Annotated in this window: 21 protein-coding genes; 9 read left to right on the forward strand and 12 right to left on the reverse strand. The window is 65.5% G+C overall.

All coding sequences use genetic code 11. The annotated features are described in order from the left end of the window. Positions 1-8: 8 nt before the first annotated feature. Entirely contained in the window at positions 9-713 is a 705-nt protein-coding gene (deoC, locus tag E3O54_RS05205) for a deoxyribose-phosphate aldolase (RefSeq protein ID WP_134401090.1), read from the forward strand. A 52-nt stretch (positions 714-765) separates the two neighbouring features. Here the strand turns inward: deoC and E3O54_RS05210 are convergent, their stop codons facing one another. Continuing rightward, positions 766-1800: an NADPH:quinone reductase gene (locus E3O54_RS05210; RefSeq protein WP_134401091.1), complete on the reverse strand. Its 1035-nt coding sequence runs from the start codon at positions 1798-1800 to the stop codon at positions 766-768. A 130-nt stretch (positions 1801-1930) separates the two neighbouring features. On the opposite strand from E3O54_RS05210, the gene E3O54_RS05215 reads away from it, so the two are divergent. Beyond that, positions 1931-2845 (forward strand): YDG/SRA domain-containing protein, encoded by a 915-nt coding sequence (locus E3O54_RS05215; protein ID WP_134401092.1) that lies wholly within the window; start codon positions 1931-1933, stop codon positions 2843-2845. A gap of 268 nt (positions 2846-3113) precedes the next feature. Here E3O54_RS05215 and E3O54_RS05220 read toward each other — a convergent pair whose 3' ends face one another. The 3 genes from E3O54_RS05220 to E3O54_RS05230 form a co-directional block, all read right to left on the reverse strand. Beyond that, the gene (locus E3O54_RS05220) at positions 3114-3620 is read right to left on the reverse strand and encodes a cupin domain-containing protein (protein WP_134401093.1); all 507 of its coding nucleotides are present in this window, start codon (positions 3618-3620) and stop codon (positions 3114-3116) included. 127 nt (positions 3621-3747) lie between these two features. Further along, positions 3748-6483, reverse strand: coding sequence for a UvrD-helicase domain-containing protein (locus E3O54_RS05225; RefSeq protein WP_134401094.1), 2736 nt, complete (start codon positions 6481-6483; stop codon positions 3748-3750). A 31-nt stretch (positions 6484-6514) separates the two neighbouring features. Continuing rightward, positions 6515-6862: a hypothetical protein gene (locus E3O54_RS05230; RefSeq protein WP_134401095.1), complete on the reverse strand. Its 348-nt coding sequence runs from the start codon at positions 6860-6862 to the stop codon at positions 6515-6517. Positions 6863-7008: 146 nt separating this feature from the next. Here E3O54_RS05230 and E3O54_RS05235 point away from each other — a divergent pair, with 146 nt between their 5' ends. Together E3O54_RS05235 and alr are read left to right on the forward strand one after the other, a co-directional pair. Next, positions 7009-7854 (forward strand): uracil-DNA glycosylase, encoded by an 846-nt coding sequence (locus E3O54_RS05235; protein WP_134401096.1) that lies wholly within the window; start codon positions 7009-7011, stop codon positions 7852-7854. A 96-nt stretch (positions 7855-7950) separates the two neighbouring features. Continuing rightward, positions 7951-9117 carry an alanine racemase gene (gene alr, locus E3O54_RS05240; protein WP_241976754.1) on the forward strand — a complete coding sequence of 389 codons (1167 nt, stop codon included), beginning with the start codon at positions 7951-7953 and terminating at the stop codon, positions 9115-9117. A 20-nt stretch (positions 9118-9137) separates the two neighbouring features. Here alr and E3O54_RS05245 read toward each other — a convergent pair whose 3' ends face one another. Then, positions 9138-10346, reverse strand: coding sequence for a CdaR family transcriptional regulator (locus tag E3O54_RS05245; RefSeq protein ID WP_134374091.1), 1209 nt, complete (start codon positions 10344-10346; stop codon positions 9138-9140). 296 nt (positions 10347-10642) lie between these two features. On the opposite strand from E3O54_RS05245, the gene ald reads away from it, so the two are divergent. Together ald and cycA are read left to right on the forward strand one after the other, a co-directional pair. Next, positions 10643-11779: an alanine dehydrogenase gene (gene ald, locus E3O54_RS05250; protein WP_134401098.1), complete on the forward strand. Its 1137-nt coding sequence runs from the start codon at positions 10643-10645 to the stop codon at positions 11777-11779. A gap of 127 nt (positions 11780-11906) precedes the next feature. Next, positions 11907-13373, forward strand: a complete 1467-nt coding sequence (gene cycA, locus E3O54_RS05255; protein ID WP_134393754.1) for a D-serine/D-alanine/glycine transporter — start codon at positions 11907-11909, stop codon at positions 13371-13373. 49 nt (positions 13374-13422) lie between these two features. Here the strand turns inward: cycA and E3O54_RS05260 are convergent, their stop codons facing one another. The 3 genes from E3O54_RS05260 to E3O54_RS05270 form a co-directional block, all read right to left on the reverse strand. After that, positions 13423-13815: a hypothetical protein gene (locus E3O54_RS05260; protein ID WP_134401099.1), complete on the reverse strand. Its 393-nt coding sequence runs from the start codon at positions 13813-13815 to the stop codon at positions 13423-13425. 315 nt (positions 13816-14130) lie between these two features. Further along, positions 14131-14583 (reverse strand): hypothetical protein, encoded by a 453-nt coding sequence (locus E3O54_RS05265; RefSeq protein ID WP_134401100.1) that lies wholly within the window; start codon positions 14581-14583, stop codon positions 14131-14133. A gap of 369 nt (positions 14584-14952) precedes the next feature. Next, positions 14953-15543, reverse strand: coding sequence for a hypothetical protein (locus tag E3O54_RS05270; RefSeq protein ID WP_134401101.1), 591 nt, complete (start codon positions 15541-15543; stop codon positions 14953-14955). 286 nt (positions 15544-15829) lie between these two features. On the opposite strand from E3O54_RS05270, the gene E3O54_RS16785 reads away from it, so the two are divergent. Together E3O54_RS16785 and E3O54_RS16790 are read left to right on the forward strand one after the other, a co-directional pair. Continuing rightward, the gene (locus E3O54_RS16785) at positions 15830-16189 is read left to right on the forward strand and encodes an N-formylglutamate amidohydrolase (protein ID WP_241976755.1); all 360 of its coding nucleotides are present in this window, start codon (positions 15830-15832) and stop codon (positions 16187-16189) included. After that, the gene (locus E3O54_RS16790; protein WP_241976756.1) at positions 16162-16614 is read left to right on the forward strand and encodes an N-formylglutamate amidohydrolase; all 453 of its coding nucleotides are present in this window, start codon (positions 16162-16164) and stop codon (positions 16612-16614) included. The genes E3O54_RS16785 and E3O54_RS16790 overlap by 28 nt, the downstream gene beginning before the upstream one ends. Positions 16615-16801: 187 nt before the next feature. On the opposite strand, the gene E3O54_RS05280 is transcribed toward E3O54_RS16790, so the two are convergent. Next, positions 16802-18103, reverse strand: a complete 1302-nt coding sequence (locus E3O54_RS05280) for an HNH endonuclease signature motif containing protein (protein WP_166785872.1) — start codon at positions 18101-18103, stop codon at positions 16802-16804. A 319-nt stretch (positions 18104-18422) separates the two neighbouring features. Here E3O54_RS05280 and E3O54_RS05285 point away from each other — a divergent pair, with 319 nt between their 5' ends. Continuing rightward, the gene (locus E3O54_RS05285) at positions 18423-19085 is read left to right on the forward strand and encodes a hypothetical protein (RefSeq protein ID WP_134401102.1); all 663 of its coding nucleotides are present in this window, start codon (positions 18423-18425) and stop codon (positions 19083-19085) included. Positions 19086-19786: 701 nt separating this feature from the next. On the opposite strand, the gene nagA is transcribed toward E3O54_RS05285, so the two are convergent. The 3 genes from nagA to E3O54_RS05300 all read right to left on the reverse strand — a co-directional run bounded on the left by nagA (position 19787) and on the right by E3O54_RS05300 (position 23070). Then, positions 19787-20941: an N-acetylglucosamine-6-phosphate deacetylase gene (gene nagA / locus E3O54_RS05290; RefSeq protein ID WP_241976757.1), complete on the reverse strand. Its 1155-nt coding sequence runs from the start codon at positions 20939-20941 to the stop codon at positions 19787-19789. 67 nt (positions 20942-21008) lie between these two features. Further along, positions 21009-21794, reverse strand: a complete 786-nt coding sequence (gene nagB, locus E3O54_RS05295; protein WP_104099480.1) for a glucosamine-6-phosphate deaminase — start codon at positions 21792-21794, stop codon at positions 21009-21011. Between the two features lie 31 nt (positions 21795-21825). Beyond that, positions 21826-23070: a PTS transporter subunit EIIC gene (locus E3O54_RS05300; RefSeq protein WP_104099479.1), complete on the reverse strand. Its 1245-nt coding sequence runs from the start codon at positions 23068-23070 to the stop codon at positions 21826-21828. Positions 23071-23094 lie beyond the last annotated feature (24 nt).

Raw genomic sequence — 23094 nt, forward strand, 5'->3', positions numbered from 1 at the left:
GACACACCATGATTTCGACCCCCACCGTCCCCCTCAGCGCCGCCATGGTCGCCCAGCACATCGATCACACCCTCCTGAAGCCCGAGGCCACGGCAGCAGACGTGACCGCACTCATCGCGGAGGCCGTCAGGCTCGGCACCTACTCGATCTGTGTGTCCCCGTCGATGCTGCCGCTCAGCATCCCCGCCGGCACCGACCTCAAGGTCGCGGTCGTCTGCGGTTTCCCCAGCGGCAAGCACCACTCCGCCATCAAGGCCGCCGAGGCCGCCCTCGCCATCGAGCAAGGAGCCGACGAGATCGACATGGTCATCGACATCGGTGCCGTCAAGGCCGGCCGTTTTGAAGACGTGCAGGCTGACATCGCGGCCGTGCGCGCGAGCGTTCCGGCATTGAAGGTACTCAAGGTGATCATCGAATCCGCTGCGCTGACCGATGCCGAGATCGTCGGCGCGTGCCAGGCATCCGTCGCCGCGGGAGCCGACTTCGTCAAGACCTCCACTGGTTTCCACCCCGCCGGCGGAGCGACCGTGCACGCGGTGCGCCTGATGAAGCAGACCGTGGGCGACCGAGCCGAAGTCAAGGCCTCGGGCGGGGTACGCAGCTTCGACGATGCCCTGGCCATGATCGAAGCCGGCGCGACCCGGCTTGGTGTCTCGGGCAGCGCGGCACTGCTCTCCGGTGCGTCTTCGGCCGAAGGCGCTGGCAGCTACTGACAACCGGCCGGGCTCGCACATTCCATCTTGTGTAAGCCCGGCGCGCAAGTTCCTACCGGCCCGCCGAGACGTCGATCAGCACCTTCCCGACAACGCCGCTCTCGACCAGGGCATGGGCATCCGCCGTGTGCGCGAGGTCGGTGCGGTGCAGGGGCAGCCCCGCCGCCTCCCCCACAGTCAGTGCGCCATCGACGAGGGCCGCGGTGATGTCCTCGGCCGCCGCCCGGATCACGTCGGCACCCACCGTGTAGAGCAGCACGAACTGGTAACGCACGTTGAGGCTGAAATGCTGGCGCACATCGAGCGTCACCTGGTCGCCGCCATTGTTGGCATAGACCGCGATCGACCCACGATTACGGATGACGGCCAGGTCGAGCCGCGCATTCTGGGCCGGTGCGACCTCCACGATCAGATCCACCCCCTCCGGCGCGATCGCCCGGATCTGGGCCACGACATCCGAGTCGGTGTAGGTGAGCACGTGCTGCGCGCCGGCGGCCGTGGCGAGCGCCGCCTTCGCCGGTCCGCTCACGGTCGTGACAACGGATGCCCCCGCCCACCGGGCCAGCTGGATCGCCGCGTGCCCGACCGCACCAGCTCCGCCGGCCACGAGCACGACCTTCCCGGCGAGGGCACCCGGGTGCAGCCGCCGCGGTCCGTCTTCGGCCACCGTTAACGCGCGGTACGCCGTGATCGCCGGCACTCCGAGGCTCGCGCCCTGGTCGAAACTCGCATTCGCGGGAAGCAAGAAGACGCGCTCCGCGGGCAGCACGGCGTACTCCTGGGCCGTGCCGCTGTTCGCGCGCTGGTACGCGGCGAGCACTAGCCACACCCGGTCGCCCACGCCGACGTGCTGCACGTCGGCGCCCACCGCCTCCACGATGCCGGCGCCGTCCTGGCCAGGTACGACGTCGTCGAACGCGAGCGCCTGGCCCGGTGCCGAGCCGCGGCGCGACTTCCAGTCGGTGGGATTCACGCCGCTGACCACGATCCGCACCCGCACTTCGCCGGCTCCGGGTTCGGTCACCGGCCGATCAACGAGCTGAAGCACGGACGGGTCACCGGTCTGGCTGTACACAATTGACTTCATGTCAGGGGTAACGCGGGCGAGGGTGGAATGGTTCCCGATGTCTGCAATCATCCCTGCTGCCAGATAACTAGCCTCTAGCCTGCACAATTTCCTCGATCTCAACGATAGAGTGACAGAAGGGGGCTACACAATGAGTAGGTTTTTTGGAACACCGACAGGGGTCACAGTCGGCCAATTCTTCATCGACCGCCGCGAACTTCACGAAGCATTCGTCCATCGCCCGACGCAAGCCGGTATCAGTGGCACAAAGTTGGAGGGCTCCGACTCAATCGTCATTTCTGGCGGCTACATCGACGACGAGGACAATGGCGACTACATCATCTACTCCGGTCACGGCGGCAAAGACCCCAACAGCTCGCGCCAAATCGCGGACCAGTCTCCAAACGCTTCAGGCAATGCTGGTCTCATCACGAGCCATGCCCAGGCTCTGCCCGTTCGTGTCGTGCGAGGAAAACACAAGGGTTCTCCATTTGCACCCCCGGCAGGCTACGTCTATTCGGGGCTCTACTTGGTCACCCAATGGTGGATGGAGCTGGGTCGGGATGGCTTCCAAATCGTTCGCTTCCGACTTGAGCGAATCGATGAACAAGCCCCGCTTGAGCCGCAAACACTGAATCTACCCGACCCGGAATTTGCCACAACCATTGTGTCTCGCCGGATTCGAGACTCGCAGCTGTCGCGTGTAGTGAAGAAGCTCTATGACTATGAGTGTCAGGTTTGCGAGCAGGCAATCCCGACCGCGAACAACGCGTTCTACGCCGAGGGCGCTCACGTCCGGCCGTTGGGGCGACCCCATCTTGGCCATGATGCTCTGAGCAACATCCTGTGCCTCTGCCCGAATCACCACTCTCAGTTTGATCTGGGAGGACTCGTTTTGACAGACCAGATGGAGGCCATTGAAACACGAACGATGACCCCGATTGCCAGCCTTTCCTTCCGCAAACATCACGTCGTCGCAGCTTCGAATGCTGGCTATCATCGAGCCCTCTGGCTGGGGCCACGTGGCATGTCGAGCGACCTGCGTTTGCTGCAGCCGTCAGCCTAGTGCCCCAGTTGGCCTCACCGGCGTCATGTCGTGCGGCGCGATGCCCCGCATTCGGCCGCGGGCGATGCGGTTGTCGGCGAGCACTCCGTCCGGAGCCTGGCAGAGAGGCCTGAGCTTGCTCGGTGAGTCCGGTTTGCGAGCCCACGGCCGGGCGTCACTCGGCGTCATGTTAGGCCGGGTCCAACGCACCCATCTTCGACGCCCCGAACCGGGACAACCGGGGCTGGGCGAGAATCGTGCGCCTGCGCTGTGCGTGGTCGCCAGCGCCTCAGAACACGAGCCCGTGCCGCTGCACCAGGAGCATCGTGGCCTCAAAGTCCACATCGCAGCCGTACTCGGCCGCCAGCGCCGGGAGCGTCGCCGGGTCGTACTCGCCACCAGGTTCGGCCAGCTGGCGGAAGAGCTGTTCGATTCCGCCAGGTGCGATCAGCTCCAGAACCCGCAAGGGCTCGTCGCCGGCATTCCAGAAGGTATGCCAGCGCCCTCTCGGCTTGAACACCAGTTCACCCGGCACGGAGACGATTTCGTCGCCTTGCTCGAAGACGCCGAGCCGCCCGGCAAGCACGAGACTGTACTCGTCCTCCCGACTGTGCCGGTGGATCGGGGCCGCGAGGGTGCGCGGAGCCAGCAGGTGTTCCACGACCGCGATCACGCCGCCCGAGTCCGAGCTGTCAATGAGGTAGCGGTCCGAGGCGGTGATGTCTCCGGTCGACTCGATGTCGCGCGCAGTCTTGACGCGGATGCCAGCTACCCCGGCTGGTGGGTTCGCGGTCATGATTCCTCCTCCTAGTGCGGGGACAGCGGGGTTGACGAGTACAGTGCGAACGCTAGGCCGCCCCCAGCCGATTGGATACCGGGATGGCGCCCCGGTTGAGGTCATTTACGCCCCGTCACGGTCGCGCTCAGGTCAGCGCGAGGGTGCTCTTGCACCGCGGATACCGCCGGCAGCCCAGGAACGGCCCGCGCTTGCCCGGGCGCTCGACCATGAACGCACGGCCGCACCGGGGGCAGACGGTGGAATCGAGAGCCTCGCCGATGGCGTTGGTGCGCACGATCCCGTGGTCCCGGATCAGTTCCATCAGGAAGGGTGACTCCCTGTTCTTGACGGTGACCAGCAGCACGCCCCGCCGGGCACGGGTCATGGCCACGTAAAACAGTCGCCGTTCCTCGGCCCGCTTGAAGTCTTCGGCCGCGGGCATCGCCATGCGCAGCACTGGGTCGTTCGGGATGGTGCTTGGAAAGCCCCACTTGCCCGAGACCATACCCGGGATCACGATGTAGTCCGCCTCGGCGCCTTTCGAGGCGTGGATGGTCATGAACTCCACGTCCAGAAGGTCAGCGAGGTCGCGGCAGTCCGGCAGGCAGTCGCTCTGGTGGCGGTACCGCCCCAGGACGAAAACGGTGACCTTGACGCCCACGGGCTGAGGGATTCGGCCCCGGGCGATCTGGGTGTGCAGCGCCTTGAGCCGGTGGTGGATGGCCGCCTTCACGGCCTTGTCGGTGTCGACAGAGACGGCCCCGATCGTCGGCGGGAATTCCGGGGTCGAGGACACGACGCGTTTGATCAGCTGGGTGGGGTTCTGCAGCACGAACCGGCTGGAGACATCCGCTATCGATTGCGGAAACCGGAACGTGCGCTCCAGCCGCAGCACCTCGCTGGGCCCGAACAGGTGCTCGAAGTCGGTCATCACCGACAGGTCGGCGCCGGCGAACCGGTTGATGCTCTGCCAGTCGTCACCGACGGCGAACAGGTGACAGCCGGGCTGGGCGACTAGGCCGCGGGTGAGCCTGGCCCGAGCGTGGCTGGCGTCCTGGAACTCGTCGACCATGACCAGCTCGTAGGGGCTCTCCCAGTCGCCGGCCTCCAGGTGATCCGCTGACAGATTGAGCATGTCCTCGAAGTCGATGCAGCCCTCGGCGGCCAGCTTCTTGTCCCACTCCCGCCGAATCGGGGCGAACAGGCGCAGGAACGCGGCGTCGCGGAAGCGCACCTCGCCGTGTGACTGCTCCTCGAGGCGTTGCCGCAGCTGGTCGTCGCTGAGGCGATTGCTCTTGGCGTGGGTGAGGAACGAGCGGAACGTCTGAAGCAGGCGCCCATAATCTGTGGGTGTCTGCCCGGCGAGGAGCCGCTCGGGGTTTGCCTGCAAACGGATGCCGCGCTCGGTCAGCTCCTTCTCCAGATGACTGAGGCCTTCGCCGCTCCAGAGCTGTGCCCTCGTCGTCTCCAGAAGCGTGGTGCCGTGGCGGCGGTGGGTCTCGCGCTTCCACTGCATGCCGTCGAGGTAGCCGACGAACTCCTCCGGCGCCTGCCCGTTCTCGTCGACCGCCCAGTGCTCGTGATACGCGTCGATCTGCGGATAGTAGAAGTCCGGGTGGTACTGCCGGTGCTCGGAGTCGGCCGTGTCGACCTCGTAGGAGCGTTCGTACACGTACTCGACGCTGTTGAAGTAGAGCCAGTCGGCGATCATCCGCTCACCGGTGCTTCTGACCTGCTCGCCCTGCGCCGTGCGGAAGGCCGGTGGCTTGTCCGTTTCACCGAGCTCTGCGTCAGGGTCGGGGTAGTCACGGGCGAGCACTGCCCGGAAGAAGTCCCAGTGGAGACGGAACGGCGGGTTTGTCGCGCGGAGAACATCGACGATGCGCCCCAGCTGTTTGATGTCTCCCCCACCCTCGAGCCAGGGCGCCAGCGACGGCTTGCGACCGGTGGCCTTCCCGATGATCTCGAGGCCGAACGCGTGGAACGTCTTCGCGACGACCTTGCCGGCATCGAGGCCCAGAGGCGCCAGCCGTTCTTGGGTGCGCGCGCCCAGCTCCTTCGCCGCGGCATTGTTGAAGGCCAGCATCAGGATCTTGTCGGCCGGAATCAGGTTGCGGTGCAGCGCGTAGCCGGCTTTGGCGACCATCGTCGAGGTCTTGCCGGATCCGGCTGCGGCGACGACCAGCATCCGGTTGTCGAAGCAGACGACCGCGCGCGCCTGCTCGGGTGTGAGCGGTGACTTCTCGACCGTGTCGAAGAAGTCCTGGCAGTCGTCGAGCTCGGCGGCAAGGTGCCGCTCGTTCTGGGCGGCGACGAACTCGGGCAGGTCGTCGCGCCAGATATTAACCGTCTCCCGGGACACCGCGGAGAGTTCCGTGATGTGTGGCCGGAGATCGGGGTCGTCGAGCAGCTGGCCGAAGCCGACGGCGGCTTTGCGCGCGGCCCAGTAGGCGGAGAACTCTGTGGTGAGCCAGCCCTTCGTCTTGAGCTGCACGGCGACGGCGGTGCCGAGCGCTTCGGTGAAGAGCCGCACCTGTTTGGCGGCCTGATCGAATTCGTCGACGAGTTGCAGCAGCCTGAGCACGCGCACGGCCTCGGCCTGTGCCGCTGTGAAGGCCGTCGCGAAGGATGCCGCGCGCCGGTTCGGGATGCCGCGGAACCGAAAGCGCCGGTCCGGATGCTCCAGCTCGAGGTGTGACCAGAGGCGACCGGGGGTCACGGTCAGCCCGCCGAAGGAGCCGATGTCGCGGGCGACGGGCTCACCGTCGAGGGTGATCGTGAGTTCGGGGCCGGTCAGGGTCAGTCGCCAGTCCCGGGATTTCGTGACGCGCTTGCCGAGGGCCGACGGGTGCCAGGTCTGGGCTCGGTTGGGGATGGTCACGGGCGACTGCGCTGGGCGGAACAGACCATAACTATGCCGCTCGCCGAGTCTTCCAGAGCAGCTTCACCGTGCGACTCACGAATGCGGCCAGCGCGAGGACTGTCGAAAATGTCAGCAGCATCTGAGCCATGGTCCCCATGCTCTCCAGGGTCGACGACGGCAGAGGCGGGTTGTTGATCCCGTACTGCCAAAGAAGGTAGCCGGCGAGCGCGAAGACCCCGGTCAGGCCGAGAGCGGCAAGGAAGAACTTCAAACCATTGCTCCGCAGTACCTGAACAACGCCATCCAAAATAAAGGAGGCTATGAACGGCAGAAACACCGTCAGCACGATGATCCCGCCGTATGCCGCTAACAAGGCTCCAAAAGAATCCGGGCTCATTGTTCAGTCCCCCAACTGTTTGCCGATCACTTCCAGTGCCAGCCTAGGTGCGCCGACATCACCAAGAACGCCTGTGATCTGCCCTGCTGACCCCAGTTGGGGGCGCCGCGAATTGGAGGTGAGACAGACGCCTCTAGGCTTCAGGCATGACCCGACGGATGGCCGACCCAGAATTTCGCGACGACCAGCTGAACCGAATCCGCGAGCCGCAGGTGGCCGCGATCAACGCACTCTGCGATCAATTGATGATGGAGCTGCCCGGCTTCTCTGTTCCGTACATCGCGCCCCATTACGGTGCTTCAACCGCCGTCATCCTTGCCCTCTCCTCGAACCCTGGGCCGCAGGCCGGCGGAGCCAAGGGCTCCGGCATGCTGTCCCGAGAGAACAATGACGGCTCGGCCGCTCGGATGGGCGACATCTACGAGACCGTTGGCCTCACCGACGCCCAGATCGTGCCCTGGAACGCGTACCCGTGGCACGTGCACGAAACACACCCGAACGGCCTGCCGAACAATCTGATTGACGACGGGCTCGATGTGCTCAAGCGAGTTCTTGATCTGCACCCCAACATCCGCTCCATCGTTGCCCATGGCGGAGACGCTCACCGGAGCGTGAACCAGTTCATGAAGAAGATGCGATTCGGCGACTACGCGGATGCCCGTGGGTTGAAAACCTGGAACACCCGCCACACCAGCAACCGGGCTTTCATCCTGCGCGAGCCGGAGAAGTCCATCGCTCTAGAAAGGGTGCGCGAGGTCTATCGCGAAGCGATGCGGCACGCCGGGCTCAAACCCCTCCCGGCGCTCAAGGTTGACCTGCCCGCTCCAATGACCGGGCCTGAGCTTCGGGCGGCCGCACGGGGTGAGCTGCTCCCCCTGGTGCCGGGTGAGGTCGAAGCCGAGGCTCGGATCAGCGAGTATGTCCACGCACTGCCGTCACAACGGAGTCAGCGCTTGCTGGTTGAGCTTCTGCTGCGCGACCTGGCTTCGTAGGGGGCGCATAAGCTGCATGATCGGCCAGCGGCAACCGTTGGGTCGTGCCACTCCGCCAAGAGTTGGCCTTCGCACCCGAGGGTTAGGCTGCAACGTGTGAAATCAGCAGCCGTGCCCACCGCCACCGAACGGCTGCCGGAGCGCGCAGCCGTGATCGACCTCGACGCGATCAGACACAACGTTCGCCACCTCGTTGCGCTCGCCGCCCCAGCCCGGCTGATGGCGGTCGTCAAAGCGGACGCCTACGGTCACGGGGTTCTCCCCGTCGCTCGCGCGGCGCTCGAGGCGGGAGCGGAGTGGCTCGGCGTGGCACACATATCGGAGGCACTGGCACTGCGCGCTGCGGCCATCCCGGTGCCGGTACTGGCCTGGCTGAACACCACAGACAGCGACTTCGCCGCGGCAATCGCCGCGGACATTGATCTCGGATACTCCGGCTGGGAGTTGCCGCTCATCGCCCTGGCTGCGCAGCAGCAGCAAAAAACCGCACGCATTCACCTGAAGATTGACACCGGTCTGGGCCGCAACGGCAGCACCCCCACGGAGTGGGCCGACCTCGTGGCCCGCGCCCGACAGGCGGAAGCCAGCGGATCTGTGACCGTCGTGGGCATCTTCTCGCACCTCGCGGTGGCCGATGAACCCGACCGCGTCGAGACCGACGAACAGGTTGCGGCATTCACGACGGCCGTTGCTGTGGCGCAGGAGGCGGGGCTGAGCCCGATGGTGCGGCACCTCGCCAACAGCGCCGGCACGCTGTCCCGCCCCGACACGCACTTCGATCTGGTGCGGGCGGGGCTGGCCATCTACGGCCTGTCGCCGTTCGCCAACCAGACCTCGAACGACCTCGGATTGCGCCCGGCGATGACCCTGCGCACGCTCGTATCGGTGTGCAAAGACGTTCCCGCCGGACAGGGCGTCTCCTACGGGCTCGACTACCGCACCACGGCCCCGACGACGCTCGCCCTGATTCCATTGGGCTACGCCGACGGCATTCCGCGCATCGCCACGGGAGGCCCGGTGCGAGTCAACGGCGTGACCTATCCCGTGGTCGGGCGCATCGCCATGGACCAGATGGTCATCGACCTCGGTGAGGCCGCACTCGTGGCCTCCGGCTCGTCGGTGATCGGTGCCGAAGCGGTGCTGTTCGGCCCCGGCGACGACGACGCATCCGTTGACGAGTGGGCGGCGGCCGCCGGCACCATCAATTACGAAGTGGTCACCCGCATCAGTCCCCGCGTTCCCCGCGTCTACCGAAACGTCTAAGACCAATCCGGGCAGGCCCGTCAGAGGCGCGGACGGCCAGCCCAGCGGTCGGCCTTGAGGGCCAGGTGCAGCTCAAGGCGCGCCTGCCCGCCGAGCGGGTCGACGCCCAATGCGGAACGGATGCGTGCCAGCCGGTTGTAAATACTGGTTCGGTGCAAATGCAGGTGCTCTGCGACCTCGGCCACGGACCCGTTCTTGTCGTAGAGCATCTCGAGCACGGGCAGCAGTTCCCCGTTTCGGTCGAGTGCCCGGAGTTCGGAGAAGAGCGCTGACTCGGACGGCAACACGTCTCGACTTGCGACGGCCAGGAATTGGTAGACCCCGGTAGCGCGAAACGATACGAGCGTGCCGAGCTGGGTATCAACCCTGGCCGCTTGCACGGCGCTCCGCGCCTCGGAGTAGGCACCGGGCAGCCGTCGCAGGTCGGTGAAGGGCTCGCTCAGCCCGATCAGGGCGGGTGCAGCCACCTGCCCACCGCGGCGGGACACCTCGAACTCAAAGCGCATTCGAACCTCGGACAGGTCGAAGCCGTCAATCTCGTCGTGGAGCAGCAGAACGGCATGCGTTTCGGTGCCGGCCGAGAACAGCACGGTATTGATGCCAAGCGTGGCATAGAGTGCGGCGAGACGGTGCAGCAGGCCGCTCTTGGCGGGATCGCGCTGCGCGTTGTCACCGCGCTCGAGCAGCGCGGCGAGCCGCCAGGGTCCGCGCCCGTGCACACCAGGCCAACCGTCCACCGCCACGCCGGCATTGCGGTCCCCCAAGCACGCGGCGAGGAATTGGGCCTCGTCGGTGCGCCGCGCTTTAGAATCGGCGCTGGAACGGTTGAGCAGCATCTCTGCGAGGGCGTCCATCTCCGGGCGGATGAGCCGCAGCTCACGCAGAATCACCTCGGGCGTTTGCTCGTCGTCGAGCTGGAGGACCCACAGATACCCCACCCGGAATCCACGTGCCAGCAGCGGCACGCACACGCGGCCCAACATTCCGAGGTCGGCGTTGGCCGGCACGGGAACCGGCTTCACTGCCGAGGCGATACCGTGGCTGAGCTGCCAGGCGCTGACATCGGGCGGAACAACCTTGCTCAGCAGAAAGTTCGTGCGCACTCGGTCGGCCGTGGGTTGATGCGCGCTATACGCGAGCAGCCCGCCGTCGAGGTCTTCAAGCGAGAGAGCCCGGTCAATTCGCGCGGCGATGTTGACCACTGCTTGGTCAATATCGGCCGTTTTCATAGATTCAATCTAACGGAGCAGCGTGGACGTCAGGAGACGATCGACGCACCTGGGCGCTACAGATGTCGAGCCGACTGCGGGGTGTCTGCACGATGAATCCGCCCCTGGCCACCGGCCTCGGGAAAGACAAACACCTGTGTAAACGGCAATTTTATGCCTTGTGCACCGCGCGACGGAGTTGCCCTCGGCCTCCGTTGTCCCCATGGCGGAGCCGGGGCGGCTTTTAAATCCGGGTTTATCATTTTAAAGCTGACCAAAGTCGATCAGCAGGCGTCTACAAGAAGCAGGAGTTCCCCATGATCATTGGCGTTCCAACCGAAGTCAAGAACAACGAGTTCCGCGTGGCCATCACCGCCGCCGGAGTGCACGAAGCCAAGATTCACGGCCACACCGTGCTGGTACAGGCCGGCGCGGGAATCGCCTCCGGCTTCGCTGACACCGACTACGAAGCCGCCGGTGCAACCATCGTCAAGACCGCCTTCGAGGTGTGGGCCAGCGCCGACATGATCCTCAAGGTGAAAGAGCCGATCGCGGCCGAGTACTCGTACTTTCGTGAGGGCTTGATCCTCTTCACCTACCTGCACCTCGCCGCCGAGCCCGCCCTCGCCAGCGCCCTGCTCGAGTCCGGCGTGACCGCGATCGCTTACGAGACCGTGCAGAAGGTTGACCGTTCACTGCCGCTGCTTGCCCCGATGAGCGAGGTTGCCGGACGCCTCGCCGTTCAGGTCGGCGCCGCGTCGATGACCCGACCGGGTGGTGGCCCGGGCATGCTGATGGGCGGGGTGCCCGGGGTGCGGGCCGCCAAGGTGACTGTGATCGGTGCCGGCGTCGCTGGCTCCAACGCCGCCGCCATGGCCATCGGGATGGGCGCTGACGTCACCATCCTGGACATCAACATCGACCGCCTGCGCGAACTCGACGCCCAGTACGCCGGACGTCTGAAGACCATCGCCTCGAACGCCTACGAGATCAACCGTTCCGTCACCGAGGCCGACCTCGTGATCGGCTCCGTGCTGATCCCCGGCGCCAAGGCCCCCAAGCTCGTCACCAACGAGCTCGTGTCGCGCATGAAGCGGGGCTCCGTGCTCGTGGACATCGCGGTCGACCAGGGCGGCTGCTTCGAGGGCACACACGCCACAACGCACGAGAACCCCACCTTCCCCGTGCACGGTTCGATCTTCTACTGCGTCGCCAACATGCCCGGCGCCGTCCCGCAGACGTCGACCCTCGCGCTGACGAACGTGACTCTGCCCTACGCTTTGTCGATTGCCGACCGTGGCGTGCGTGCAGCATTCGAGCGGGACGCCGCCCTTGCCGGTGGCCTGAACATCGCCGCCGGAAAGGTCGCGAACCGCTCGGTCAGCGTCGCCCTCGACCTACCGCTCACGGATTGGACCGACCTCGTCTCAGAGGTCGAGCTCGCGCTGGTCTAGCAGCACTGGTCGCGGATGCCGGGTACGGCCTGATCGGTCGGCCCCGGCATCCGCGACCCACAATTTCTGCAGAGATCGGTGACCCCGACACTGTGCCCATTGCCTGGACTACAAGGAAGTATCTCCGATGTCGCAAGTGAAAACCAGCACGCATCCAGCCCCGAACGCGCAACCACACCTGGCACGATCGCTCTCGAACCGTCATATCCAGCTCATCGCCATCGGCGGTGCGATCGGAACGGGCCTGTTCATGGGCTCGGGGAAGACGATCTCCCTCGCGGGGCCGTCCGTGATCTTCGTCTATATGATCATCGGCTTCATGTTGTTCTTCGTCATGCGGGCCATGGGCGAGTTGCTGCTCTCCAACCTCGAATACAAGTCGTTCAGCGACTTCGCCGGTGACCTGCTCGGGCCGTGGGCCGCCTTCTTCACGAGCTGGACGTACTGGGTGTGCTGGATCGTCACCGCCATCGCCGAGCTGATCGCGATCGCGCTGTATACGAGCTTCTGGTGGCCCGATCTGCCGCTATGGATTCCGGCGCTCGTGGCGGTAACGATTCTGCTCGGCTTCAACCTCACGAGCGTCAAGGCGTTCGGCGAGACCGAGTTCTGGTTCGCGCTGATCAAAATCGTGGCAATTGTCACGCTTATCGTCGTGGGCCTCGTGATGGTGTTCACTCAGTTCCAGTCCCCCAACGGCACCCCGGCGAGTTTCACCAACCTGTGGAATGACGGCGGGATGTTCCCGACCGGCCCGATGGGGTTCATCGCCGGTTTCCAGCTCTCCGTATTCGCGTTCCTCGGGGTCGAGCTCGTGGGCACCACGGCCGCCGAAGCGCAGCACCCGGAGAAGAACCTTCCCAAGGCAATTAACTCCATTCCCATTCGCATCATGCTGTTCTACGTTCTCGCCTTGATCATGATCATGACGGTCACGCCGTGGCGTGAGGTCCGCGCCGATGTGAGCCCGTTCGTGGCGATGTTCGCCCTCGCAGGGCTCGGCGGGGCCGCGGCCGTGATCAACTTCGTCGTGCTCACGAGCGCGACATCCTCAGCGAACTCCGGTCTGTATTCAACATCCAGAATGCTTTTCGGGCTGTCGGTCGAGGGCACGGCATCGGGGCGGTTCCAACGTCTGACCCGCCACAAGGTGCCGGCCAACGCCCTGCTGTTCTCGTGCATGTTCCTGCTCATATCGGCTGTGCTGCTGTATTCGAGTTCATCGATCATGGCCGTGTTCACCGTGGTGACAACAATGGCGTCGGTGCTGTTCATCTTCGTGTGGACCATCATCGTGGTGAGCTACATCGTGTATCGCAAGCGCCGCCCGGCGCTGCACGCAGCATCCAAGTTCAAAATGCCCGGCGGCGTGTACATGAGTTATGTCCTGCTCGCGTTCTTCGTATTCCTGATCTGGGCGCTCACCCAGAAGACGGATACGCTGCAGGCGTTGGTCGTGACGCCGGTGTGGTTCATCGGGCTCGGCATCGCCTGGCTCATCATCCGCCGTCGCCCCGAAATGGCCGCTAATCAAGAACTTCACCGGGCGAGTGTCGAGGCCGATCGGGCTTTGGCGCTCACCTTCCGCGACTGAGGGTCGAGACGAGCCGGTCAATCCGAGGCAGCGCGGTGCTCAGCCGGCGTCACAGGGGAGACATCTGCATGTACTGCAGCCTGTCCGCCTCCCGCCGGGCGTCCCGGAGGAGCCTCACCGTTCGCAGCACGAACCCGATCAGCGCCAGCACAGTGGAGACCGCGACCAGGTAGAGGGAAACCGTGACCATGAGGGCCGGCCTCTCCATTTCCACTCCGGGGTAGCCGGCTCCGAACTGCCACAGGGCGTATCCGGCACCGGCAAGCAGAACCACCAGGCCCAGGCTGCCCAAGAACAGCTTCGGGCCGTCGCCTCGCAGAAGCTGCACGATTCCGTCCAGGAGGAACGACGCCGCGAACGGCAGACACACCGTGCCCATCAGGATCCCGCAGTGCGCCGCGACCAGCGCCCCCGTTGCGAGCAACACATTATCCGAACTCACGCTTCAGTCCCCCAACTGATTGGCTTTACTGCAAAGTTCAAGCCTAGGTGGGGGCGCGCCGCGAAAGAGGGCTTTGGCCTGCTTTTTTGTCCCCAGTGGGGGTGTCCCGGCAGTGAATATGGATGCCTGCGCCAGGTCTGGAACAGACTCCACACCGATTCGGAGGCTCCTGATTCGCCCTACCGAAGCCGTGAGGGGTCACAAATCGACCTTCAATCGACTCAGGAAGGCCGATTTGCGACCCCTCACAGCCGTCTTCAGCCACCGTGGCGGTTGGCGCTATCGAAAGTCGGTGACTTTGGGCCGCCGCTAACGTCATGGAGATGCGGCGAACACCTCGTCAAGCGTGACCAATTCGTTCCCGCCGAAGTATTTTTGTACGTCGGCGGGACATTCCACGGCAGCGATAGAAGGGGGCATATAGACATCAACCCGGTCGCCCACGAACTCGACCTCGATGCTGACGCAGACCAACACGTTGGCAACCCTCGAATTGAATCCACTTCCGGTGGAGCTTTGCCCCGATGCGGCGTAGCTAACCAGCACCTTCGGGTAGGACATTGATCGATCGACTACCGCGCCGAACGCCGCTCCGCGAGCCCAACCGGGTGTCTGTTCATCTGTGTCTTCGCGGATTGTGGCGAACGCCGGCTTGGGCCAGACGTCTCCTGTGGACACCGCATCCAAGTAGCTGTCGAGGTTGTGGCCAATGGCGCTTTCGATGGCTAGGGCGGAGACCTTCTCTACGGTGATCCTGGCCTCAAACATTGCCTCCTCTCGTATATTCGGACGCGAACCTGAGCACGCCGAAAGAGGGAGGATCAGGCACAAAACGAGAGCGGTCTCAACAACCCGTCGTCCTGAATGCCACGGCGCCTTTACGTCACTGTTTAATCGGGAGAGCGTGGAAGGCTGCCTCATCGATGGCGCCTCAATACTCATGGATCCCCCGATTCCCTGGGCCGAATCTAGCGGGCGGGGAACGCTGACTACAGCCCCAGAACGGGCGGGCCGCCCTTACAGAATCGATGACTACTCGAGCGTCACGAAAACTGTCGCAAGACGCGGCCAATCTCCTGCTGATTCCAACTCCTTCAGAAGCGCGCGCGGTTGCCAGAAAAGCTTTGATTCCATGTGCTAAGACCCAATTCCAGCCTGGCTACGCTCTCCGAGGTGCTCCGTGGCCAACTTGATGGCAACGAATAGCGACATCTCGTCGGTCACGGACTGGGGCCCAGCCGCGGCTATGGCATCCTTGAGTCCGGCCCAACGAACCGGTTGAATTCCATCGACGGTCAAATTGCTCGGCGTGAATGTGGACCGATCAAACTCGTCGATCTGCCAGCGGCTCGCCACCCGGAACTCCCACTTATCGAGGTCGAGCGGGTCGTAATCGGCCGAACAGGTCGACGTAACCAAGGCAAAGACATACACATCGGCGTGAAGTCGCTTCGGCTTCCCACCAATGTCAGTGTGGGCGTTTCCCTTTCGCACTTTCCAACGCGGTTTTATTTGAGAACGCGGATCAGACTTATTCCAGGCCTGAACAAGGCCTGAGGTCTTGACCTCGATGCGGGTGCCGCTGAGCGCCAGCACGTCGTACGCGTCCAACTCGACTCGACTCGCGGGAATTGCGTTTACGGCGAGGCCAACCACGTACTCGGCCAGGCAGCCGCGCAGATTGTTCGTTCGCGCATCTCCCATCCCGAAACGCCAGAAGTCGACCACCTTGGCCTGGGGTCCGTTCCGGAACTCATCGGCTGATTCCAGTTGCCATTCGCACGAGTCATGCGGCCCCCTCGTTCTGTTTGTTGCTCCAATCGCAGCCCGAGATGACCCCGCTTGCGCGCCAAGGTAGGCCCAGAACAGGAGTTTGTCTTTGCTCGGAACGTCTCCTGTGGTGCATTCCTTTCACCCTAGAGCAGGGGCCACGGAGCATCAGTGACCGAATGTCGGTGGCCCCTGAGATCCTGAACTCCTTCCGACCGGGAGCGCCACGGCCTGGAGGCACCCGATGACCACCCACACCGAAACCGCGCTGTTCCGCCTGATCGACAACTCGGCGACGTCACCCGTGATCCTGCACGCACCGCACGGCGGGCGTGCGATCCCGGCGGAGCACCTGCACTCCTACGTCATCTCACCGGCCGAGTCGGAGGCGGAGAAAGACATCATGACCGACCACTTCACCGACGAACTCGTCGGGGCCATCACGGGTGCGAGCGCGGTCATCAACGGGCTCTCGCGGTTCGCGGTCGACGTCGAGCGGTTCCCTGGCGACACCGAAGAGATGAACGCGGTCGGCATGGGCGTGCTCTACACCCACGGCGCGAGGAGATCCGGCGGGTGTCCGCCGCCGACGAGAAGCTCCTGATGGACTACTTCACCACCTACTCGGCCCGGTTCACCGAGCGCGTGGACGCGACACTGGCCGTGCACGGGCGAGCCGTGATCTTCGACGTTCATTCCTACCCGGAGGCCGAGCTGTCGGATGAGCTGCACGGCGGCGGCTACCGGGCACCGCTCTGCGTCGGGTCGGAGCCGTTCCACGCATCCGTCGACCTTCTGGCCACGGTTGGCGGATGCTTCCCTGACCTCGACGCGCACGCCAATGCGCCGTTCGCGGGCTCGTACGTGCCGCTCAAGCACTACCGCAGCGATGCGCGGGTGAGTTCGGTGATGCTCGAGATTCGCCGGGACGTCTACCTGGACGAGGCCACGGTGACTCGCAAGCCGGAGGGGTTCGCGCCGTTGCAGGTTTCGCTGAAGCGGCTGGTCGACCAGGTTCGATACGGCTAAAACGACGCAGACGGTCACTGCCGGAAACGTACGCGCTCTCCCACGGTCGCGCGCAAACCATCGAGTTGCCACGACGCGCCTTCGTCAATCCCGGGCAAGCCCTGTGGCGAGTAGCGCTTGATGGTAGCGGTGGTCCAGACACCTGGTAGCGGCGGTCGGGCATCCGTTTGCATCGAAACGATGCCGGTCAGAACGGGGCCTCATCGGGCAGCGGTGGCCGGGCGGGTCTCGGCGGCCCGGCGCCGGCCCGAGACGCACCCGCGGGTGCACCCGGAGTGGCGATCGGGGTGGCCGGTTCCGTCACGAATGGGCGTCCGGTCGGTGAGTGCCAGGTGAGGATGCCGCCTGGCTCTTGTTTCACCGTCCACCCGGTCTCCGTCTTCAACGCATGGCAGCCCGGACAGAGATGGGCAAGGTTGTCGTGGGCGGTGTGGCCGAGGTCTTGCCATTCATGGGTATGGTCGAGATCGGCGCCGCGCGCGGGCTGGTTGCAACCGGCGAAGCGGCAGGTTTCGTCGCGCAGGCGGAGAAACCGCCGGAGCTCTTTCGTCACCTTGTAGCGTGTGCGGCCGACCGAGAGCACGACCCCGGTTTCGGGATGAACCAGGATGCGCGTGAAGCTCGGTGCTCGCGAGGCCAGGTCGCGGGCCGTGTCGGGGTCAATCGGCCCGTAGCCCTCGAGGTAGCCGGGTTCTTCGCTGTGGCCGAGGAGGGTCATCACCGGGACCGTGATCTGGACCGTGGCACGGATGCCCGTGCCGATTCCCGACGGAGTCACCCCGTCGATCAGCAGGTCGGTCATCACGTCGGTGCGCATCTGGGTGGGGGAACGCGGCTCCCCCGGCCCCTGCAGGCTGCGCGCGGCATCGTTTGCCCGGGCGAAGATGGCGTGCACGACGTCGGCGCTCGTGGTCAGGCTCAGCGTCGCCATTCCGTCGGGCTCCGCCTGCACCCAGGAGGTGCGTTCCGCGAAGGACTTCTCCCGCCGGGCGGTGATGGACTCCGGGTGCAGTCGCTCGCGGAGCACGCGGGCCTTGTGCTTGAGCTTGGCCGCCGTCAGAGCGCGCGCGGCCGGCAGCAGCGCCTCCTCGAAATCGGACAGGGCCGCGGCGGGCACCGAGAGGGCCTGCCCGATGATCACCTGGGCGTGCCGGTAGCTGATCTCGCCGGCTTGCAGCGCCGCCCGGGTGCCGGGGAGGTCTTCGGCCAGGGCCCGGGACTCGGCGATCAGACCCTCGGCGGTGGGTGCGGGGATGCGCAAGGTGCAGGCCAGTTCGCTCGAGAATTCGCGCCGGGCGATCTCGTCGGGGTCCCACCGGGAGCTCGTGTTGCGGGGAGCGCTCGCGGCCGTGGCTTCGCTGAACCTGCGGGCGTCATCGATCAGGTCGGCCCGCTGCGCGAAGCCCCGCGCGAGGCTGCGGTCGACGGCGGCTATCGCGTCGAAACGCGAGCCGAGCTGGGCCTGCGAGGTGCTGACTGAGGTGGTCATAGCAGTCACGTTACGGGGTGCCACTGACATTCGACGGCCGTGGCACAGGAGTGTGAATGAGCTGGTCAAAGTGGTTTTGTGGAGGAGTAGTCGGGGGTGTGCGGTGAGGGCCGAGGGGCAGCCGTGGTGGCCATTCGGCAATCCGTTTGCCGACCAGAAGCGGCTTGGCGACACCCCTCGAGGCTTCCGACCGAAGCGATGCTCCTGCGCGTAGGCTCCGGCCAAAGCATTGCATTCGTCCTGACACATGCGATCCCGCGTGTTCTGGACTTCCTGGAATCGTCAATACCGGTGTCACACGAAGTGAACTGGAGCGGAGATGGCTTCTCGCGGAAACGCCAACGAACCGAGGATGTGGGTCGGCGTCGTGCAACCGCCGCAAAGCCGCTGGCCGGGCGTTGTGGGTGGGCTGCTAATCGGCATCCTTACGGCTGTCGCCACGTCCCTGCTGCTCCTTGCGCTCACTCCGCTCTTCAAGAGCGCGCTCGCCGAGGCCGACTGCGATGATCCCCGCGGGCTGCACCTGGTGTCAGGGGTCGGCGCCGAGAGTTCCAGTGCCCTGACGGAATCCGACCCCATTATTGTCGAGCATCCAGCCGCTTTGGCGATCGATGGGGATCTCGGCACGTCGTGGGTGGAGGGCGTTGACGGACTAGGCAAGAACGAGACGCTAACTCTGACTCTGCCTGGCACACCCGATGTGCAGCTCGTCTGCGTGATCAATGGCTATGCGAAGTCGGAGGCCTTGTTCCTCCGCAATGCCCGGGTGAGGCAGTTCACCGTGAAGACCGACCAGAGCATCCAACCCTCCATGCTTCGTCAGAAGCCGGTCGCCGACTATGCCGCGTATCAAAGCCTGGCAATCCCGAAGGGCAGCACCACAGAGATCGTGCTCACGATCGCCATCGCGGTGGGCGGCGTGGGCGGCGACCGGGCGGCAGACACCTCAATCAGCGAAGTCGAGGTGTGGGCGAGAGACTGACCGCGAGCTATCCACCTCCCCCAGGTTTGACCGCCGCACATGCTCAATACTGCCCGGGTCCGCGCGGGACCCGACGGGTGCAGACTGGCCGCTGCGACCCTGCCCACGGCATCCGTCACCTCGCCCAGCAGCCGGAAGACAATGTGCCAGCGCTGCCCGTAGAGCACCACGTCGATCGGGTGCCCGGGTGCCAGTTCCACGAGCTGGCCGTCGCCGAGCTCGGTGAGGCATTGTTGCTCGGGCAGCAGCCCCCAACCGAGGCCGAGCGCCACCGCGCGGGCGAAGTCAGCCGAAGTGGGATGTGGTGGCGCGGGACATCCGCGCTCAGTGAACCTTTGTTCAGGAGCCCTCCGCTCAGGAGCCCTCTGTTCAGCCTGCGCGAACCAATTCGACGGAGATTTTGCCTGAAACGACCGAAAATGGGCCTCCCAGGCACTTTTTCATGAGAATCTCCGTCGAATTCGTTCGGGGCTTGGCGAAGGAACGGCAGCGGGAGCGGACGGGAGCGGACGGGAGCGGACGGGAGCGGACGGGACCCGGACGGGAGCGGACGGGACCCGGACGGGACCCGGACGGGAGCGAACGGGACCCGGACGGGACCCGGACGGGAGCGAACGGGACCCGGACGAGGACGGGAGAGGGTGGGACCCGGACGGGGGAGGGCGGGCGGGAGCGGGCGCGGCTTTGGAGGGGAGCGGGTGCTACTCCGCGCACCACACCCCGGCCTGCATCGTCGCCGTGACGCATAGGCCCGCGTCGAGCACGATCAGGTCGGCGCGGAGGCCGGCGGCGAGCCGACCGCGGTCGGGGAGGCCGATCATGTCGGCCGGGTTCTGGGTGGCCGCCCGCACCGCGACGGCCAGCGGCACTCCGGCGGTGTGCACGGCGTAGCGCACGGCTTCGCTCAGGGTGAGCACGCTGCCGGCGATCGTGCCGTCGGCCAGGCGCGCCACGCCGTCAGCGACGCTCACGTCGAGGCCGCCGAGCTTGTAGGCGCCGTCGTCCGCGCCGGCGGCGGCCATGGCATCCGTGACGAAGACGGGCCGCGACGGGCTTTCGATGATGAACCGCACGACGGCCGGGTGCAGGTGCACGCCGTCGGCGATGAGCTCGGCGAAGACGTTCGGGTCTTCAAGCAGGGCGAGAGCCGGGCCGGGCTCACGCTGGTGGATCTGCCGCATCGCGTTGAATACGTGCGTGCCGGCCGTGGCCCCCGCCGCGATCGCCTGCCGCGTCAGGTCGTAGTTCGCGTCGGTGTGCCCGATCGCGGCCACGGCCCCGTGGCCCGCGATCTGCGTCACGGCCGCTAGCCCGCCCTTAAGTTCAGGCGCGATGGTGACCATGCGCACGGTGCCTCGCCCCGCCCGCATCAACCGGTCGACGGTCTCAGTATCAGGCTCGCGCAACAAGCTCTCGTCGTGGGCCCCGCGGTGAGCCGGACTCAGCCACGGGCCCTCCAGGTGAATTCCGGCCAGCACTCCCCGTTCGACCAGCCCGGCCAGGGCTGCCACAGTGCGCTCGAATTCGTCGAGGGGACCGGTGACGAGACTGGCCATCATCGTGGTCGTGCCGTGGGCCCGGTGGGTCGCGGTGATCCGTGCCACGGCTGCGTCGGTGTCGGCGTCGTTGAAGCTGCTGCCGCCGCCGCCGTGCGTGTGGATGTCGACGTAGCCGGGCGCCAGGGTGCTCTGCTCGAAGACCTGGTCGGGAGGGCGGGGCGGCTCCCCCGCGCCGCAGGCCACAATCAGCCCCGCACGGATGTCTACCCACCCCGGCGTGTGCACCGCATCGGGTGCGATCACGGCCCGGGCAGCGAGGAGCATCGAGTCGACCTGGATGGGTGCGGGCGGGGTCATGAGGGTGTCTCCAGGAGTCAGCGAGTTGCAGGGAACGGGGGTCAGGGTCGAGTCAGGGAGTGCTGCGTCAGATCCCCTGCCAGGCGTGCTTGTTGGCCCAGGCGTACTTGTAGTAGGCGAGGTTCTCGAGCCGGGAGGCGGCGGCCTCGTCGACGATGACCGTCACATGCGGGTGCAGCTGGATGACGGATCCCGGCTTGCTCGACGTGATCGGTCCCTCGACGGCGGCGGCGATGGCATCCGCTTTCTCCTCGCCGAAGGCCAGCAGAATGAGGTGCCGGGCCCGCAGAATGGTGCCCAGACCCTGCGTCATGCAATGGATCGGCACGTCGTCGGGGGATGCGAAGAACCGCGCGTTGTCGACGCGGGTCTTCTCGGCGAGGGTCTTGATTCGCGTGATCGACGCGAACGACGACCCCGGCTCGTTGAACCCGACGTGCCCGGTGCGGCCGATGCCGAGAATCTGCACGTCGATGCCGCCGGCGGCGCGAATGGCTGCCTCGTAGTCGACGCCCGCGGTCTCGATCGTGGCCAGATCGCCGTTCGGCACCTGGATGTTCTCGGGGGTGAGGCCGATCGGCACGACGGCGTCGCGGGTGATCACGGAGCGGTAGCTTTCCGGGTGGTCGGCGGGCAGGCCGACGTATTCGTCCAGTGCGAAGCCGCGCACCCGGGAGACGTCCATCGGGTTCTCCGCCAGGGAGGCGGCGAGCGCCGCATAGACCGAGAGCGGGGTCGAGCCGGTGGCCAGGCCCAGCACCGCGTCGGGCTTCTGGGTGATCAGTGCGCGAATGGATGCCGCCGCGAGCGTTCCCGCCGCGGCCTTACTGTCAACAAAAACTACTTCAGCCATTTTTCGTACTCCAGATTCTGGATTGTGTGGACTAGACCGACGTCGAGGAGGCGGAGTCCGGCGCACTGGCGTCGGGCACCTCGTCGTCGCCGCGGCCGGGGGTCTTCAGATTCCACTTGCGGATCACGAAGCGGAACAGGAAGTAGTAGATCGCGCCATACGCCAGTCCGATCGGGATGAGCAGAAGCGGCTTCTCGGCGAGGCCGAAATTGAGCACGTAATCGAACAGACCCGCGCTGAAGCTGAAACCGTCGCGGATACCCAGTGCGTTCACCAGGGCCATCGACGTTCCGGTGAGGAAGGCGTGGATGACGAAGAGGGGGAACGCCACGAACATGAACGAGAACTCCAGGGGCTCGGTGACGCCGGTGAGCATGGCGGTGAGGGCACCGGAGAGCATGATGCCACCGACGATCTTCTTTTGGGTCGGCTTCGCCTCATGCCAGATGGCCAGGGCTCCAGCGGGCAGGGCGAACATCATGATCGGGAAGAACCCGGTCATGAAGGTTCCGGCGGTGGGGTCGCCGGCGAAGAACCGCGCGATATCGCCGCTGGCGCCGTTGTAGTCGCCGATCACAAACCACACCACGGAGTTGAGGATGTGGTGCAGCCCCACGGGGATGAGCAGCCGGTTGGTGGTGCCGTACAGGAAGCCGCCCCAGATGTCGTTGGAGGTGACGACATCGCCGAAGGCAGTCAATCCGCCGGCGAAGGCCGGGTAGACGAAGCTGAGCAGAACACCGAGTGCGAGCGCCACCACGGCGGTGATGATCGGGACGAAGCGTCGACCACCGAAAAAGGCGAGGTAGCTGGGCAAGGAGATGCGGTGATATTTCTGCCAGAGCACCGCAGAGACGATACCCATCAGGATGCCGCCGAGCACGCTGTAATCGACGAGAACCTGGGGGTCACCCTTGGCCGGCAGCCCCAGTACGAGAGGCGACATCGCCTCACCGACCTTGGAGAAGACGAGATAGCCGACCACGGCCGCGAGGGCGGTCGAGCCATCGGACTTCTTCGCGAAGCCGATCGCGACGCCGACCGCGAAGAGCAACGGGAGGGCCCCGAACAGCGCCCCGCCCGCCGAGGCGATGACGGCTCCGCCCGTTTCGAAGCCCGGAATGGCGCCGAGCAGGTCAGGCTGACCGATGCGGAGAAGCAGCCCGGCGGCAGGCAACGCCGCGATGGGCAACATAAGGCTGCGGCCGACTCGCTGAGCCTGGCCCAGGCCCGGTATTTTTCGTCGCGTCCCGGCGTCTTCGGTGATGCTGGACATGAATTCCTCCTGTGATGGGTGTGG

Source organism: Cryobacterium sp. TMT2-4, assembly GCF_004402575.1.
In the GTDB taxonomy this organism is placed as follows: domain Bacteria; phylum Actinomycetota; class Actinomycetes; order Actinomycetales; family Microbacteriaceae; genus Cryobacterium; species Cryobacterium sandaracinum.

Excerpts from the sequence above, each read along its gene's own strand:
- deoC (WP_134401090.1), top strand. The coding sequence starts at position 9 with ATGATTTCGACCCCCACCGTCCCCCTCAGCGCCGCCATGGTCGCCCAG.
- E3O54_RS05210 (WP_134401091.1), bottom strand. The coding sequence starts at position 1,800 with ATGAAGTCAATTGTGTACAGCCAGACCGGTGACCCGTCCGTGCTTCAG.
- E3O54_RS05215 (WP_134401092.1), top strand. The coding sequence starts at position 1,931 with ATGAGTAGGTTTTTTGGAACACCGACAGGGGTCACAGTCGGCCAATTC.
- E3O54_RS05220 (WP_134401093.1), bottom strand. The coding sequence starts at position 3,620 with ATGACCGCGAACCCACCAGCCGGGGTAGCTGGCATCCGCGTCAAGACT.
- E3O54_RS05230 (WP_134401095.1), bottom strand. The coding sequence starts at position 6,862 with ATGAGCCCGGATTCTTTTGGAGCCTTGTTAGCGGCATACGGCGGGATC.
- E3O54_RS05235 (WP_134401096.1), top strand. The coding sequence starts at position 7,009 with ATGACCCGACGGATGGCCGACCCAGAATTTCGCGACGACCAGCTGAAC.
- E3O54_RS05245 (WP_134374091.1), bottom strand. The coding sequence starts at position 10,346 with ATGAAAACGGCCGATATTGACCAAGCAGTGGTCAACATCGCCGCGCGA.
- ald (WP_134401098.1), top strand. The coding sequence starts at position 10,643 with ATGATCATTGGCGTTCCAACCGAAGTCAAGAACAACGAGTTCCGCGTG.
- cycA (WP_134393754.1), top strand. The coding sequence starts at position 11,907 with ATGTCGCAAGTGAAAACCAGCACGCATCCAGCCCCGAACGCGCAACCA.
- E3O54_RS05265 (WP_134401100.1), bottom strand. The coding sequence starts at position 14,583 with ATGTTTGAGGCCAGGATCACCGTAGAGAAGGTCTCCGCCCTAGCCATC.
- E3O54_RS16785 (WP_241976755.1), top strand. The coding sequence starts at position 15,830 with ATGACCACCCACACCGAAACCGCGCTGTTCCGCCTGATCGACAACTCG.
- E3O54_RS05280 (WP_166785872.1), bottom strand. The coding sequence starts at position 18,103 with ATGACCACCTCAGTCAGCACCTCGCAGGCCCAGCTCGGCTCGCGTTTC.
- E3O54_RS05285 (WP_134401102.1), top strand. The coding sequence starts at position 18,423 with ATGGCTTCTCGCGGAAACGCCAACGAACCGAGGATGTGGGTCGGCGTC.
- nagA (WP_241976757.1), bottom strand. The coding sequence starts at position 20,941 with ATGACCCCGCCCGCACCCATCCAGGTCGACTCGATGCTCCTCGCTGCC.
- nagB (WP_104099480.1), bottom strand. The coding sequence starts at position 21,794 with ATGGCTGAAGTAGTTTTTGTTGACAGTAAGGCCGCGGCGGGAACGCTC.
- E3O54_RS05300 (WP_104099479.1), bottom strand. The coding sequence starts at position 23,070 with ATGTCCAGCATCACCGAAGACGCCGGGACGCGACGAAAAATACCGGGC.